Origin of the sequence: Streptomyces sp. NPDC047072 (assembly GCF_040643855.1) — a bacterium.
Lineage (GTDB): Bacteria > Actinomycetota > Actinomycetes > Streptomycetales > Streptomycetaceae > Streptomyces.
Map to the genome: position 1 here is coordinate 1 of NZ_JBEYVC010000232.1, position 14,910 is coordinate 14,910.

Genomic DNA, 14,910 nt, shown 5'->3' on the forward strand with positions numbered 1-14,910 from the left:
ATCGCGGAGCCGTACCCGATCCGGCTGGACTCACCGATGATGTTGTTGGTGATCAGGATCGACAGCAGCTCGGTGCCCTGCGCGCCCTTGTTGAAGACGAACACCAGGTCGAAGGCGCGCAAAGCTTCGATGATGGTGACCACCAGCACGACCGTGTTCGTCGGCCGCAGCGTGGGGAAGATGACGTTCTTGAACGTCTGCCACTCGTTCGCCCCGTCCAGCGAAGACGCCTCCCGCAGGGAGGGGTCCACGCCCTTCAGACCGGCCAGGTAGAGGATCATCATGTAGCCGGTGTGCCGCCAGGACGCGGCGATCAGCACGGCCCACAGGTTGAGCTTGGGATCACCGATCCAGTCGATGTAGTGACCCGGCTTGTTGGCCCCGATGAGGCTGTTGATCAGACCCGTGTCGGGGTTGTAGACCAGCTGCCAGACGAACCCGGTCACCGCGAGCGAGACCACGACCGGCAGGAAGAACGCGGTCTGGTAGACCCGGGAGAACCGGATGCTCTTGTCCAGCTGCACGGCCAGGAACAGGCCGAACGGCGTCGGGATCAGGATCAGCACGACGAACCAGATGACGTTGTGCTCGACCGCCGGCCAGAACTGCGGGTTGTCGGTGAACAACTGCTTGAAGTTGTCCAGCCCGACCCACTTGATGGAGTCGAAGCCGATGCCGTCCCAGCTGGTGAAGGCCAGGGCGATCGAGGCGAGGGCCGTGAACCAGACAAGGATCACGTGCAGGACCGTGGGCACGCCCGCCATGAAGCCGAGCGTGATGCGGTCACGACGGGTCAGCAGGCGCTTGTGCCCCTGCGGGACCCGCTTGACAGGGGCAGGGCCCGAAGGCGGCACGGCGGCCGCCTCCGGGCTCTTCGGGGTGGTGTCGGTAGTCATTCAGCCGCTCAGCTCAGGAGGACGCGAAGATCGTCTTCTTCTGGCGCTCGATCGAGGACAGGAGGTTGTCGATGCCCTTGGGGTTCTGCAGGAACTTCTGCAGCGAGGGCTGCATCACCGTCGAGGTGAAGTCCGGACGGGAGTCGCGGTCCATGAACTGCGTCAGGCTCTTGGCGCCGCCGATCATCTCGAACGCCTTCTTCTGCAGCGCGGAGTAGGCCGTGGTGGAGGCCTTGTTGGAGGCGGCCACCACGCTCGGGTCGCCCTTGAGGTAGAGCTCCTCGGCGGCCGGGGTGCCCAGGTACTCCATGAGCTTGGTGACGCCGTCCTTGTTCTTCGGCGACTTGCTGACCATGAAGCCGTCGGTGGGCGCCTCGACCGTGTCCTGGCCGTACGAGGGGTTGACCTCGGGGAAGGCGAAGAAGTCGAGGTCGTCCAGGTCGGCCTTGTTGGTGAACTGCTGCGCCACGAAGGTGCCCAGCAGGTACATGCCGGCCTTCTTCGACACCAGCGTCTGCGCCGCGTCCTGCCAGGTGCGGCCCATGAAGCCGTCCTGGTGGTAGGGGAGGATCTCGGCCCAGTGGTCGAAGACGGTCTTGACCTTGGCGTCGGTCCAGGACGCCTTGCCCGCCATCAGCTCGACGTGGAAGTCGTAGCCGTTGGTGCGGAAGTTCAGCTGGTCGAAGGTGCCCATGGCCGGCCACGCGTCCTTGTCGCCGAAGGCGATCGGGACCAGGCCGTCCTTCTTCATCTGCTTACAGAGGGCGACGAAGTCGTCCCACGTGGTGGGGACGGTGTAGCCCTTCTCCTGGAAGACGCTCTTGCGGTAGAAGATCGCCCAGGGGTACGTGGTCATCGGCACGAAGTAGTACTTGCCGTCCGCGCCCTTGCTGAGCTTCTTCATCGCGTCGGGGAAGTTGCCCCCGATCTTCTCCCACACGTCGTCGATCGGGGACGCGAGGCCCTTCTCCGCGAAGAACTGCATGCGGTAGCCCGCGAACCACTTGAACACGTCGTCCGGCGTGCCCTGCAGATACGAGTTGATCTGCTCCTGGAAGGTGTTGTGGTCCTTGGTGTTCACCTTGACCGTGAGGCCGGACTGCTTCTGGAAGGCCGAGTACACGGCCGCGTACGCCTTCTTCGGCACGGCGTCCGAGTCGTTGGAGCCGACGCTGACGGTCTTCGAGTCGGACGAGCTGCCACTGCTGCCGCAGGCGCTCAGCAGGGGGACCCCGGCACCGAGGAGAACGGCGCCACCCACGCCTTTGAGCACGCCTCGACGGCTGGGGGCGGGAAGGGAGGACGAGAGATCACGCATGAACGGCTCCTGACGGCAGGGTTCGGACACGGAGGGACTTGAAGACCGGTCGTAATCAACCAGAAATCAACTTGACCGAACACGGTGGCGCAATGACAGCCGTATGTCAGGTCATGAGTCAATAGCTATCGACCCGATTTGTCGAAACGTGACCGACATCCCTGCCGCAGGGTGATGTTCGAGCCGCCGGACGCCCTACTCAGCGGTAGGCGGCGAACGCCTTCGAGAACGCGAACGGATCCTGGACCACCGAGCTGCAGGTCGCGTCAGCGTAGTTCTTGGCACCCCCGGAGCACTGCTTGTCGCGCGTGGCGGACCACATCGACAGCCAACCGAGACCTTTTGCCTTGGCGAAGGCGACCAGCTGCGAGGCGTCGGCGACCGTGAAGGTCTCCGAGGCGACGTCGTTGACACCGAGCATCGGGGTGACGGCGACCGCCTTCCAGGCCGCGCTGTCGGAGAGCCCGAGCACGCTCTTGACCTGTGCCTGGGTGGCCGTGGCCGCCTGCTCGGCGTAGGTGCCCATGTCACCGCTGTACGCGGGCCCGTAGTCCATCGCCATGATGTTGACGGCGCTGATCCGCACGCCGTTGGCCTTGGCGTTCGAGAGCAGGTTCACCCCGTCCTGGGTGAGACCCTCGGGCATGACCGGGAGGGTGTACGAGACGTCCAGCCCGGGGTGCTGGGCCTGGAGCTTGGCGATGGCCTGGGCGCGGCGGGTGTTCGCGGTCGTGTTCGGCAGCGCGCCGCCCTCGACGTCGAAGTCGACCTTGGTCAGCCGGTACGCGTCCACGGCCTTGCCGTACGCCGCCGCCAGCGCGTCCGCGCTCGTACAGGTCGTCGCCAGCTCCGAGCCGGAGGCTCCGCCGAAGGAGACCCGGACGTCGCCGCCCTTGGCCCGCAGGGAGCCGATCTGGGCCGCCACGGCGTCGCTGCCGAGGTCGGTGACCCCGCCCCACTTGGGGGTGCAGCCGCCGCCGTCGGTGACGAAGGCGAGGTTGTAGTCCTTCGCACCGGTCGCGTCGGCGGCGGCGAGGAGGTCGAAGGCGGGGTAGAGGGAGGTGTCGACGTAGGGGGCGAAGCCGGCGTCGGTGGTGGTGCCGGTGCCGGAGGTCGTCGTGGGAGTGGGCGTCGGTGTGGCCGTGGGGGGCGCGGTGGGAGTGGGCGTCGGTGTGGCGGACTGGGTCGGGCGGCCGGTGGGCTCCGGGGTCGCGGTGCCGTCGGCGGAGCAGGTCGCGCCATCGATGCGGCAACCCGCCGGATCCGCCGTGCCGTTGACGACGAAGCCGACCGTGACCGACTCGCCGGGCGCGAGCCCGTCGGTGTCCCACTTCGCCGAGGTCACGGTGACGTGCTGTCCGCTCACCGAGGACTCGGCGTTCCACAGCGAGCTCAGTCTCGACCCCGAGGGCAGGTCGAACTCCAGCTTCCAGTCCCGGTCCGGCGCACCGCTGTTGTTGGTGACGACGTACTGCGCGGTGTATCCCGTCGACCAGTCGCTGGTCTTCGTGTACGCGGCCCCGATCCCGGCCGCCTGCGCGGTGCCGGTGAGCAGGACCGCGCCGCCCCCGACCACGGCGGCGGCGACCACGCCGCCGATCGCCTTGTTCCTGCCGCTCACCTTGCGTCCATGCATGCTCATGAGGCGGCACGCTAGCGAGCCGGAATCGGGCAAAAAGCCTGATCAGGACGGGAGCCGAGGATCTTAGGGCACACTTAAGGAAGGGATCGGGGACGGTTAAAGGTCGAGACCAATTTGCCCGTTCGGCGCCGCCGCACCCGGTGTCCGCGCCGCACCGGCTCGCGCCCGTCCAGCTGGATCCAGATCCGCACCTCGGTGCCGCCCAGCACCGAGGACCCGATCCGCACGTCCCCGCCGGTCGACTCCGCGAGCCGCCGCACGATGTCGAGGCCGAGCCCGGTGGAGCCGGCCGAGCCCGAGCCCCGGCCGCGCGCCATCGCCGCCTCGGGGTCGCGGATGCCGGGGCCCGCGTCGGAGACCAGGACGATCACCGCGTCCTCGCCGTTGTGCACGTCGACCGCGAAGGCGGTGCCCTCCGGGGTGTGCCGGAAGACGTTGCCGAGCAGGGCGTCGAGCGCGGCCGCGAGGTCGGTGCGGGCCACGGGTATCCGCACCGGCCGGTCGGCGCCGGCCACCCGCCACTTGCGGCCCTCGTCCTCGGCGAGCGCCGACCAGAACCCCATCCGCTCCCGCACCACCTCGGCCGCGTCACACCCGGCCCCGGGCCCGGCCGCCGCGGTCTGCGGCTTGGCCTCCCGGGCGGTGCGGATGATGGTGTCGACCTCCCGCTCCAGCTGCGCGACCGCGGCCCGGGTCTGCTCGGCGGCCGGCCCGTCCCCGAGCGAGGCGGCGTTGAGCCGCAGCACGGTCAGCGGGGTGCGCAGCCGGTGGGACAGATCGGCCGCCAACTCCCGCTCGTTCGCCAGCAGTTGTACGACCTGGTCGGCCATGGCGTTGAACGCGACCGCCGCCAGCCGCAGTTCGGTCGGCCCGTCCTCGGGCACCCGGGAACCCAGCTTGCCCTCCCCCAACTCGTGGGCGCCCTCCACCAGTCGCTGGGCGGGCCGCACCATCCGGACGCCGAGCCGGTCGGCGACGGCGACCGAGCCGACGACGAGCGCGATGCCGACGCCCGCGAGGACCGTCCAGGCGGTGGCCACGCCGTTGGTGACCTCGGACTGCGGGACGAACACCTCGACGACCGCGATCGCGCCGGAACTGAGCGCCACCGGCTGGAGCAGGGTGGAGCCGCCGGAGACCTCGGTGGTGGAGGCCCGGCCGAGCTTGCGCACGGTCGCGATGTCGCCGTCGGCGGCCCGCTGCCGTCCGATGTCGACGGCCCGCCCGCCGCCGTCCGCCGGTATGTGCACGGCCATCCCGGAGTCGGACCCGGCCGAGGCGACGACCCGCTCCAGCTGGTCGCGGTCGGTGGTGATGGACAGCGCCGGGGCGACGGCGGCCGCCTCCCGCTCGGCGTTGGAGAAGGCGCGGTCGCGGGCCATCTCCTTGATGACGAGCCCGAGCGGGATGGCGAAGGCCACCACGACCATGGTGGTGACCGCCAGACAGACCTTGACCAGAGCCCACCTCATAGCGGCGGCTCCAGCTTGACCCCGACGCCCCGCAGGGTGTGCAGATAACGGGGGCTCGCGGCGGTCTCCCCCAACTTCCGCCGCAGCCAGGAGAGATGGACGTCGATCGTCTGGTCGTCGCCGTAGGACTGCTGCCAGACCTCGGCGAGCAGTTCCTTCCTGGGGACGACCACTCCGGGGCGGGCGGCGAGGAAGGCGAGGAGGTCGAACTCACGGCGGGTGAGGTCGAGTCGGGCGCCGTCCAGCTCGGCCTGGCGGCGCAGCGGGTCGACGCTCAGACCGCCGACGCGCAGCACGGTCTCCGGCGGGGCCTCGCCGACGGCGGCCCGGGAGCGCCGTAGGACGGCCGCCATGCGGGCGGAGAGGTGCTCGACGGAGAAGGGCTTGGTGAGGTAGTCGTCCGCGCCCGCGTTCAACAGCCTTACTATCTCCGCCTCGTCGTCCCGCGCGGTGGCGATGATCACCGGTACGTCGGTGATGCCGCGCAGCATCTTCAGGGCCTCGGAGCCGTCCAGGTCGGGCAGGCCGAGGTCCAGGATCACCACGTCGAAACGGAAATGGGCGACCTCGCGCAGCGCTTCCAGTGCCGTCCCGACGCTGCGCACGGTGTGGGCCGCGTCGGTCAGGTGCCGGATGAGCGCCGAACGCACGAACTGGTCGTCCTCGACCACGAGCACACTTGCCATGCGCCGCACCGTACGCGATTCGGCCGAGCGGGGTCGGGGCCTGTGGATAACTCAGTCCGTGTGCGGCCCGTGAGGCGTGTGAGGCAGTATGGCGGCGATGCGCAGAGGACTCGTACACGTACTGGCCTGGCTGCTCGCCACGGGCGCGGCGGTCACGCTGTCGTGGTGGGGTGTCCACACGGTCATGGCGGGTACGGCCTACGACCCGCCGCGCGCCCTGCCCATCACGGCGGCCGACGCGACGACACAGAAGGCGAAGCCGCTGGCCTCGGAGACACCGAGCCGCTCCCCCTCGCCCCGGCCGACCCCTTCGAAGACGCCGGCCAGGACCCCGAGCGCCGCTCCGACGCCCACGCCCACTCCTACGCCCGCCCCCACCGCCTCCGGGCAGATCAAGGGGTACGACACCGACGGCGGCCGTGTGGTCTTCGACCTCGGCGAGACCTCCGCGACCCTGGTGTCGGCGACGCCGGGCACGGGCTGGTCGATGCAGGTGTGGAAGACGGAGTCGTGGATCCGCGTGGAGTTCACGGCGGGCACGGACCGGGTGTCGGTGTTCTGCACGTGGCACGACGGGCCGCCGCGGGTGGAGATCGGGACGTACTGAGTCGCTCCGCTGTTCGGCCTACCGGAAGACCGAGGCGGGCGGGGCCGGGGAGGCCGTCGCGGTGGCGTCGGTGACGGGTGTGGCACCGCCCGTGAAGTTCCGTAGCTGGTTGCCGTGTTCGACACGCCCCGGGTGCGGGTCGGAGGCGGCGCGGCGGGTCAACTCCGGGACCGGGAGCGGGAGATCGCAGGCGACGAGGACCGCGTTGCCGAAGCGCTTGCCGCGCAGGACGGTCGGGTCGGCGATCAGGGCGAGTTCGGGGAAGCGGGCGGCCGCGGTGGCGATCTGGCCGCGCAGATGAGCCAGCGGCGGGCCGTCGGCGAGGTTCGCGGCGTAGAGGCCGCCCGGCTTGAGGGCTCTTCTGACCTCGTCGAGGAACTCCGTGGAGGTGAGGTGGGCGGGTGTCCTGGCCCCGCTGAACACGTCGGCGATGACGAGGTCGGCCCAGCCGTCGGGGACCTTGGCGAGGCCTTCCCGGGCGTCCGTGGACCGCACGCGTATCCGTGCGTTCGGCTCCAACGGCAGCTTCTGCCTCACGAGTCGGACGAGCGCCGCGTCCCGCTCGACGACCTGCTGGGTGGACCGGGGCCGGGTGGCGGCGAGATACCGGGCGAGGGTCAGCGCGCCCCCGCCGAGGTGCACGGCGTGCACGGGCTTGCCGGGCGGTGCGACGAGGTCGATGACGTGTCCGAGCCGCCGCTGGTACTCGAAGGACAGATACGCGGGGTCGTCGAGATCGACGTGCGACTGCGGTGCCCCGTCGATGAGCAGCGTCCACGCGCGCGTGCGCTCCCGGTCGGGGATCAGCTCGGCGAGCCCTCCGTCGACGGCTTCTACGACGGCCTCCGCGGAACCCTGCCGCCGCGCACCCTTGGACTTGCCCATGCCGTCATTATCCGGCGCCCTCGCGAACGCGGCTCACCGACAGTTGTCCGCCGCCTCGATCAGTCGCGCCGCCTCGCCCAGGGCCGCCCGCAGCACCGCCGGGTCCGTCGCCAGGTCGGCGTCGCCCGGGGGCAGCAGCCAGTCGGCGCCCTCGACCGGCGGTTCCGGCTCGGGGGTCAGGCGGAGCCCGCGGCCGTTCGTCTCCGTGCAGGTGCTGCCGGGGACGTCCCACGCGGCGGCGGTCCCCGGTGGTACCAGGAACCCCAGCGTGTCCCCGCCGTCGTCGTGCAGTACGGACCCCACGGCCTCGCTCACTGCGCGCCGCAGGATGTCCACCGCCTCCAACCCCTGGCGCGCGGGCACGGTCACCACGTCGCACGGCATGGGCGTACAAGGATCGACGCTCTGGCTGATCTCCATCGCGGCCTCCATCACGGAACCCTCTTCCGACTCCGAAGAGTTCAACGCGCGAGCGCGTCAACGGCTACGGCGGAAGTCCGCCGCAAAGGATGGCAGTTCATGGCAGATCCCGGATGAGATATCCGGTTTGTAGCCAAACACCGCGTGCCGGGCCGGACACAGCAGGTACGTTCTTGCCCGCCGGAAACAGGGCGTCACACTGACAAACCAGTCAACTCGCCTCGCTCCCGGCATGGTTCGACGGTTCGCAGAGAGGACCCGGCCATGGCGTCGTCAATGGTGACCTCGTCCACGTCCCCCGTACCACCGAGGCCGAACCTCGCGTTCCGGCGCCTGCGCGGACAGCGCTCGCCGGCCGAGTTCGCCGCGGCGGTACGGCGCGCCGCGCGCGAGATCGGCGAACGGGTCAGCTGCGACGCACGCTATGTGGGCCGCGTCGAGGCGGGCGAGATCCGCTGCCCCAACTACGCGTACGAACGGGTGTTCCTGCACATGTTCCCCGGCCGCACGCTCACCGACCTGGGCTTCGCGCCCCGGGCGTCCGTACGGGGACGCCGGGCGCACACGGCCGGTGAGACGGCAGGGGGCTGCGAGCCGTATGACACGCAGGACCCCGAAGAGACGTACGACCGCGAGGAGAGCGACGTGCTGCGTCGCGCATTCATGACCGGCGGGGGCGCCACCGTGGCCGCCGCCACACTGGGCCCCCTGGGGCTCGCCACCGACGCCACGGCCGCGCACCGGCCGCTGAGGCGGGCCGGGACGAGCGAGGCGGGCGCCCTGGAGGAGGCCGTGCGCCGGATCCGGTTGCTGGACGACCGGCACGGCGCGGACGGTCTGTACCGGCGCGCGGCGGCTCCGCTGCGCGCCGCCTACGCGCTCCTTGACGCGGGCGCGACCCGGCAGACGACCGCCGACCGGCTGCACTCGGGCGCCGGTGAACTGGCGATCTCGGTGGGCTGGCTGGCGCACGACTCCGGCCGCTTCGACGACGCCCGCTCGCACTACGCGGAGGCGCTCGCGACCGCGAGAGTGACCGGCGACGACGCCCTGGAGGCGCACGCCTTCTGCAACACGGCCTTCCTCGCGCGCGACGCGGGGCGGCCGCGGGAGGCGGTGCGGGCCGCGCAGGCCGCGCAGCGGGTCGCCCGGCCGCTGGGCTCGGCCCGGCTGATGTCCCTGCTCGCGCTGCGCGAGGCGGGCGGTTGGGCGGGCCTCGCCGACCGCACGGGGTGCGAGCAGGCGCTCGCGCGTGCGCAGGCCCTCTTCGAGCGGGGCGCCTCGGACGCCGACCCCGAGTGGATGAGCTTCTACGGCGAGGCCGAGCTGGAGGGGCTTGAGGCGCAGTGCTGGTCCGCGCTGGGCGACTGGCCGCGGGCGGCGCGGCATGCGCGGCGGGCGGCCGACCTGCAGGATCCGCACTTCACGCGGAACATCGCGCTGTATACGGCGGAGTTGGCCGACGATCTCGCGCGGGGCGGTCGCCCTGACGAGGCCGGGGCGAAAGGGCTGCGGGTTCTGGAGCTGCTGGGGGAGGTCCAGTCGTCGAGGGTACAGACGATGCTGGCGGGGACCGCGCGGGTGTTGTTGCCGCACAGGAGGGCGTCGGGAGTTTCGGCGTTCCTTGAGCGGCATGCGTCATTGCCACGTACGGCTTGATGGGGTGCGTCGGGTGCGGCTCGGTGGGGGCTGGTCGCGCAGTTCCCCGCGCCCCTGGGTTGGCTCGGTCTAGCCCGCCAAGTGGCCCAGGTCGTTCCAGCTCTCGATCGCCGGCTCCCCGTATGCCCAGCCCAACACCGAGAGGGACGTCGGATTCAGCCTTATTCGTGCCGCGAAATCGATCGGCAGCCCAAGCCACCGCGCCCCTATGGACCTCAGGATGTGGCCGTGGGCGAAGACCAGTACGTCCCTGTCGGCCGAGCGGGCCCATGCCACGACCTCGTCCGCGCGTGCGGTGATCTCCGTCAGGGGCTCGCCCTCGGGGACGCCGTCGCGCCAGATGAGCCAGCCCGGGTGGAGGGCCTGGATCTCGTCCGGGGTCAGGCCCTCGTACGCGCCGTAGTGCCACTCCATGAGCGTGTCCCAAGGGGTCGCTCGGTCGCCGAAGCCGGCGAGTTCGCAGGTCTCACGCGCGCGTGCCAGGGGGCTGGTGCGGATCTCGACGCCGTCGAGACCGTCGTACGGCGGCCGGTGCAGGCGTTCGCCGAGCAGCTTCGCGCCGCGCCGGCCCTCCTCCAGGAGGGGCACGTCGGTCCTGCCGGTGTGCTTGCCGGACAGCGACCACTCGGTCTGTCCGTGCCGGGCCAGCAGGATGCGCGGAGCCATGAAGTGACCTTTCCGGGGGAATTCGGAGGCGGAACCCCTCCATCATCGCGCACCCTGTCGGGGGGCAACCCGACGGTCGATCTCTGCGTCTTTGAGGGCCGGGGACGCTCCCCGGGGCCGCCCCGGCGGGGCCCGCACATACGCCGTAAAGTGGCACGACCGGACGACCGCCGGGAGCCGCACACACGAAGGGGGACAGGTTCGGATGCCGCAGACCGAGACACCAGGCATCGAGGCAGCCCCGGCAGTGCGGCTGCGCTGGTGGACCGAGCTGCCGCTGATCGTCCTGGTGTACGCCTGCTACAGCGCGGGCCGGCTGCTCGCCCGGGGCGACGTGACCACCGCCGTGGACCACGGTCTGGCGATCCTGCGGATCGAGAAGTTCCTGTACCTCAACGCCGAGCACCCGCTGAACTGGCTGTTCACGCGTGAGGCCTGGCTCGGCGTGCCGGCGGACTTCTGGTACGCCTCGCTGCACTACCTGGTCACCCCGGCGGTCCTGATCTGGCTCTTCAAGGCGCACTCCGCGCAGTACCGCGCGGCCCGCACCTGGCTGATGACCTCCACCTTCATGGGCCTGATCGGCTTCATCCTGCTGCCCACCTGTCCGCCCCGCCTCCTCTCGGCGGGCCACGGCTTCGTGGACACGATGGCCCAGTACAGCTCGTACGGCTGGTGGGGCGGCGCGGCGAGCGCCCCGCGGGGCATGGGCGGCATGACCAACCAGTACGCGGCCATGCCGAGCCTGCACGTGGGCTGGGCGCTGTGGTGCGGTGTGATGCTGTGGCGGTACGGCAGGACCCGTACGACGAAGGCCGCGGCCGTCGCCTACCCGGTGATCACCACGATCGTGGTCATGGGCACCGCGAACCACTACTTCCTCGACGCGGTCGCGGGCGCGGCCGTGATGGGGCTCGGCTTCCTGCTCGCGCCGTACGTCACCCGGGCCGCGGGCCGGGCGGCGGCTCCCGTCCGCGCCCGGATAGCAACCGTCGCCGCGGCCTCTCGTGGCGCAGAGCCCTCAATTGTCAGTGCCGGATGCCAGACTTCCGCGGGTGAGCACATTCCACGGCAGCGCGAGTCACGGTTCGCAGGCGGAGCCGAGCCCAGTGCCGCCCCCACGGACGCGGGGGACGGCGCTCCGGCAGCGGCTCGCTGAGCTGCGCGGCCCCGAGGTACCCGCCAAGGCACTGGACGCACGGGCGCTCGCGGCCCTCGCGGCGAACCCCGGGTGCAGACGACGCGCGATCCTGGACGGCGCCGGGGTGAACAAGACGGCACTGGCGAGCGCGCTCGGCGCCCCGTCCGCGTTCGGCCAGTCGCAGTTCGCCCTCACGCGGGGCAACGCCTTCGAGGCCAAGGTCAAGGCGGACGGCGGCGCGGAGCTGCTGCGGCTGGTGCACGAGCGGCTGGACCCCGCCGCCGAGCCACCGGTGGGCGCGACGGCCCCCGACCTCACGGCGATCGGCCCCGAGGGCCGTACCGCGCGTACGGCGCTGGCCCTGCGGGAAGCGGTCGCCGGTGCCTGGACGCTGCTCGACCACCCGATGCTCGCGCTCGACGTCGCGGGCTCCCCCGCCTTCCTGGAGCCGGACGCCGTGGTCGTGCACCCGGACGGCAGTTGGACGGTCGTGGAGATCAAGTCCTTCCCGATGCTGGACGGTTCGGCGGATCCGTCGAAGGTGGGCGCGGCCGCGCGTCAGGCCGCGGTGTACGTGCTGGCGCTGGAGGAGGTCGCGGCGCGGCTGGAGCCGACGCCGAAGGTGCGCCACCGGGTCCTCCTGGTCTGCCCGAAGGACTTCTCCAACCTGCCCACGGCCTCCGCCGTCGACGTCCGCAAGCAGCGCGCGGTCACCGCCCGCCAGCTGGCCCGTCTCACCCGTATCGAGGACATCGCCGACAGCCTGCCCGAGGGCACCTGCTTCGCCCCGGACCTGCCCACCGCCGACCTCACGGCCGCGGTCGAGTCGGTCCCGGCGACCTACGCCCCCGAGTGCCTGTCCGCGTGCGAACTGGCCTTCCACTGCCGCGACCGCTCCCGCGCGGCCGGCGCGGTGACCTCGCTGGGCCGCTCGGTCCGCGCCGAACTGGGCGGCCTGTCGACGGTCGAGGACGTCCTGTCGGCGGCCCGCGGCGAGTCCGGCGACCCGGCCGACCCGGCGGTGGCGGCGCTGCGACGCGCGGCGGAACTGCGGGCAGAGGCGCTGGAGGCGGTATGTCCCTGATCTCCACCCTCGCCCGGCTGGAAGCCGTCAGCACCGGGCGCGCCCAGCCCGCCGCGACCGTCCGGCACCGGCATCTCTCCGAGCGGCCCCTCGTCCTCGTGCCGCTCACCACCGCCGGTGAGGCGGGTGCCCCGCTCGGCGCGCTCGTGGGGACCGACCGGGACGCACCCCGGCTGCTCGTCGTACCGCAGCCACGCGACCGCGACCTCAGGTTCGCCTTCCTCGCCGAGCTGGCGGACGTCGTGCTGCCGTACGTCGACGAGTACGCCGACGCCGTGGAGGCCGCCGAGCGCAACGAGACCGATCCGGAGACCGGCAAGCGGGTCAAGGTCGAGGTCGAACTATGCGCCGACGCCCCGCAGTTGATCGTGCCGTCCCGCGCGGGCGTCGACTTCGTCCGGCTCCTCGGCCGCTCCATGCGCTTCCGGCGTACGGCGGAGCAGGACCCGGAGACCCCGCATCCCGCTCCCCCGCGCGTGCCGCTGCTCGGCCGCTGGCTGACCCACTTCGGCGAGCGCGCCCGGGTCCCCGGCTCCTCCCTCCTGCTGGCCACGACGGACCTCCTGTCCCGGCACTGGGCCACCGGCCAGTCCACCCTGGAGGACCAGCACCTGGGCGCCCTGCTCGCCTGGATCGACCCGCCGGAGGGCAGCACCGGCGCCGAGGCGGCGCAGGAAGCCGAACTCGCCCGGGACGACCGCGGCCAGCTGCGGCACCCGCCCGCCGGTCCCGCCACCGACCCGGCGTTCGACAACAAGCTGCTCGCCCCCGCCTTCGAGCGCTACGACCGCGCCCGCACCGCCCTCGCCGCCGCCGAGGACGGACTGGAGGCCGACGACCGGCTCGGCGTGCTCACCGAAGCCGAGCGGGAGATCCGCGCGCTCGTCGCGCGCGTGACCCGGCCCACCTGGGACGCGGTCTGGCGGGGCCTGGACCTGCTGCGCGAACTGCCCGAGGGGGCGCACGTCGAGGACCGGTGGACGCGCGACCGCTGGTCGTTCACCGCCCACCGCGACCGGATCACGGCAGGCGAGCCCCCGCAGCCGCGCCGCGACGACGCGGTGACCGCGGCCGGCAAACTCGCCTCCCGCGAACGCGAACAGGCTCGTCTGGAGGCCCAGGAGGCGCTCGACGACCCGCTGGTGATGGCCGGGCGGCGGCTCGCCGGGGAGGCGTTCGCGGGCGAGGTCACGGATGTCGTGATGGCGTACAGCGAGGGCAAGCGGCCCAGCCCGCGCCCGCTGGTCACCGTACGGACCGACGACCGGCCGCATCTGGGCGAGCGGGCGAAGGTGTACCGGTCGCTGGGCGGCAAGCCGCAGTCGGCGGAGTGCGTCGAACACGACGGCGACCTGATCGTGCTGCGGATCCTCGACAAGATGGGCCGCGGCAAGGAGCCCGAGGCCGGGTCCGTGCCGGAGAAGGGCGACCGGCTCTGCTTCACCCTCTTCGAACACGAGCAGCGCGGCGGCGCGAAGCTGCCCGACCCGGAGCACACGCCGTGGACGCACGGCGGACCGCCCGGTGAGGCCGTACCGGAGACCGCCGATCCCGTGACCCCGGAGGACGTCCTGTGACGACGACCGCGTTCGACCCGGGTACGGCCGCCACGCGCGCGACGGAGGCGATCCTCCACGACACCCTGCACGGCACCCACCGCGGAGTCGTCGTCGACTCCCCGCCCGGCGCCGGGAAGTCCACGCTCGTCGTCCGGGCCGCGCTCGAACTCGCCGACGCGGGGCGCCCGTTGATGGTGGTCGCGCAGACCAACGCCCAGGTGGACGACCTGGTCCTCAGGCTCGCCGAGAAGAACCCCGAGCTGCCGGTGGGCCGGCTGCACAGCAGCGACGCCGACCCGTACGACAAGGCGCTGGACGAGCTGCCACACGTACGGAAGTCGGCGAAGGCGGGTGACCTGGCCGGGCTGCCGGTGGTGATCTCGACGGCCGCCAAGTGGGGGCATGTGAAGGTCGACGAGCCGTGGGCGCACGCGATCGTCGACGAGGCGTACCAGATGCGCTCGGACTCGCTGCTGGCCGTGGCCGGGCTGTTCGAGCGGGCGCTGTTCGTGGGCGACCCCGGGCAGCTGGACCCGTTCGCGATCGTCGGCAGCGAGCAGTGGGCGGGGCTGTCGTACGACCCCTCGGCCTCGGCGGTGACGACCCTGCTCGCGCACAACCCCGAGCTGCCCCAGCACCGCCTGCCGGTGTCCTGGCGGCTCCCGGCGTCGGCCGCGCCCCTGGTCTCGGACGCCTTCTACCCGTTCACGCCGTTCCGCAGCGGCACGGACCACGGCGACCGCGCGCTCGCCTTCGCGGTCCCCTCGGACGGCTCCGGCCCGGACCAGCGGCACGCGGTCGGCACGACGAGCGAGCACTATCGGCTGTACGGCGGCCAAAGCGATTCCCGCGGCTGCTACGACCGGACCCTGACC

At 71.8% G+C, this 14,910-nt stretch carries 14 protein-coding genes; 6 read left to right on the forward strand and 8 right to left on the reverse strand.

The window, feature by feature from the left end; translation table 11 throughout:
- The 5 genes from ABZ896_RS48270 to ABZ896_RS48290 all read right to left on the reverse strand — a co-directional run.
- On the reverse strand, nt 1–896 hold an 896-nt coding region (locus ABZ896_RS48270), incomplete at its 3' end, for a sugar ABC transporter permease (protein ID WP_360944281.1).
- A 13-nt stretch (nt 897–909) separates the two neighbouring features.
- A complete protein-coding gene (locus ABZ896_RS48275; protein ID WP_360944284.1) occupies nt 910–2,214 on the reverse strand; it encodes an extracellular solute-binding protein in 1,305 nt (434 codons plus the stop codon).
- Nucleotides 2,215–2,413: 199 nt separating this feature from the next.
- The gene (locus ABZ896_RS48280; protein ID WP_360944287.1) at nt 2,414–3,856 is read right to left on the reverse strand and encodes a cellulose binding domain-containing protein; all 1,443 of its coding nucleotides are present in this window, start codon (nt 3,854–3,856) and stop codon (nt 2,414–2,416) included.
- A gap of 74 nt (nt 3,857–3,930) precedes the next feature.
- Entirely contained in the window at nt 3,931–5,328 is a 1,398-nt protein-coding gene (locus tag ABZ896_RS48285) for a HAMP domain-containing sensor histidine kinase (protein ID WP_360944290.1), read from the reverse strand.
- Nucleotides 5,325–6,014: a response regulator transcription factor gene (locus ABZ896_RS48290; protein WP_360944293.1), complete on the reverse strand. Its 690-nt coding sequence runs from the start codon at nt 6,012–6,014 to the stop codon at nt 5,325–5,327. The genes ABZ896_RS48285 and ABZ896_RS48290 overlap by 4 nt, the downstream gene beginning before the upstream one ends.
- A gap of 97 nt (nt 6,015–6,111) precedes the next feature.
- Here ABZ896_RS48290 and ABZ896_RS48295 point away from each other — a divergent pair, with 97 nt between their 5' ends.
- Nucleotides 6,112–6,621: a hypothetical protein gene (locus ABZ896_RS48295; RefSeq protein ID WP_360944296.1), complete on the forward strand. Its 510-nt coding sequence runs from the start codon at nt 6,112–6,114 to the stop codon at nt 6,619–6,621.
- Between the two features lie 18 nt (nt 6,622–6,639).
- Here ABZ896_RS48295 and ABZ896_RS48300 read toward each other — a convergent pair whose 3' ends face one another.
- Both ABZ896_RS48300 and ABZ896_RS48305 read right to left on the reverse strand, forming a co-directional pair.
- Nucleotides 6,640–7,506 carry a fused MFS/spermidine synthase gene (locus ABZ896_RS48300; protein ID WP_360944299.1) on the reverse strand — a complete coding sequence of 289 codons (867 nt, stop codon included), beginning with the start codon at nt 7,504–7,506 and terminating at the stop codon, nt 6,640–6,642.
- 33 nt (nt 7,507–7,539) lie between these two features.
- A complete protein-coding gene (locus tag ABZ896_RS48305; protein ID WP_360944302.1) occupies nt 7,540–7,926 on the reverse strand; it encodes a hypothetical protein in 387 nt (128 codons plus the stop codon).
- A 264-nt stretch (nt 7,927–8,190) separates the two neighbouring features.
- Here ABZ896_RS48305 and ABZ896_RS48310 point away from each other — a divergent pair, with 264 nt between their 5' ends.
- Nucleotides 8,191–9,585 carry a tetratricopeptide repeat protein gene (locus ABZ896_RS48310; protein ID WP_360944305.1) on the forward strand — a complete coding sequence of 465 codons (1,395 nt, stop codon included), beginning with the start codon at nt 8,191–8,193 and terminating at the stop codon, nt 9,583–9,585.
- 69 nt (nt 9,586–9,654) lie between these two features.
- Here ABZ896_RS48310 and ABZ896_RS48315 read toward each other — a convergent pair whose 3' ends face one another.
- On the reverse strand, nt 9,655–10,251 hold the full coding sequence (locus ABZ896_RS48315) for a histidine phosphatase family protein (RefSeq protein ID WP_360944308.1): 597 nt from the start codon (nt 10,249–10,251) through the stop codon (nt 9,655–9,657).
- Nucleotides 10,252–10,456: 205 nt separating this feature from the next.
- On the opposite strand from ABZ896_RS48315, the gene ABZ896_RS48320 reads away from it, so the two are divergent.
- The 4 genes from ABZ896_RS48320 to ABZ896_RS48335 form a co-directional block, all read left to right on the forward strand.
- Entirely contained in the window at nt 10,457–11,410 is a 954-nt protein-coding gene (locus tag ABZ896_RS48320; protein ID WP_360944311.1) for a phosphatase PAP2 family protein, read from the forward strand.
- Nucleotides 11,361–12,476 (forward strand): hypothetical protein, encoded by a 1,116-nt coding sequence (locus tag ABZ896_RS48325; protein WP_360944314.1) that lies wholly within the window; start codon nt 11,361–11,363, stop codon nt 12,474–12,476. The genes ABZ896_RS48320 and ABZ896_RS48325 overlap by 50 nt, the downstream gene beginning before the upstream one ends.
- On the forward strand, nt 12,467–14,053 hold the full coding sequence (locus ABZ896_RS48330; protein WP_360944316.1) for a hypothetical protein: 1,587 nt from the start codon (nt 12,467–12,469) through the stop codon (nt 14,051–14,053). The genes ABZ896_RS48325 and ABZ896_RS48330 overlap by 10 nt, the downstream gene beginning before the upstream one ends.
- A partial coding sequence (locus tag ABZ896_RS48335; RefSeq protein WP_360944319.1) for an AAA domain-containing protein occupies nt 14,050–14,910 on the forward strand: 861 nt, incomplete at its 3' end. The genes ABZ896_RS48330 and ABZ896_RS48335, both read left to right, overlap by 4 nt.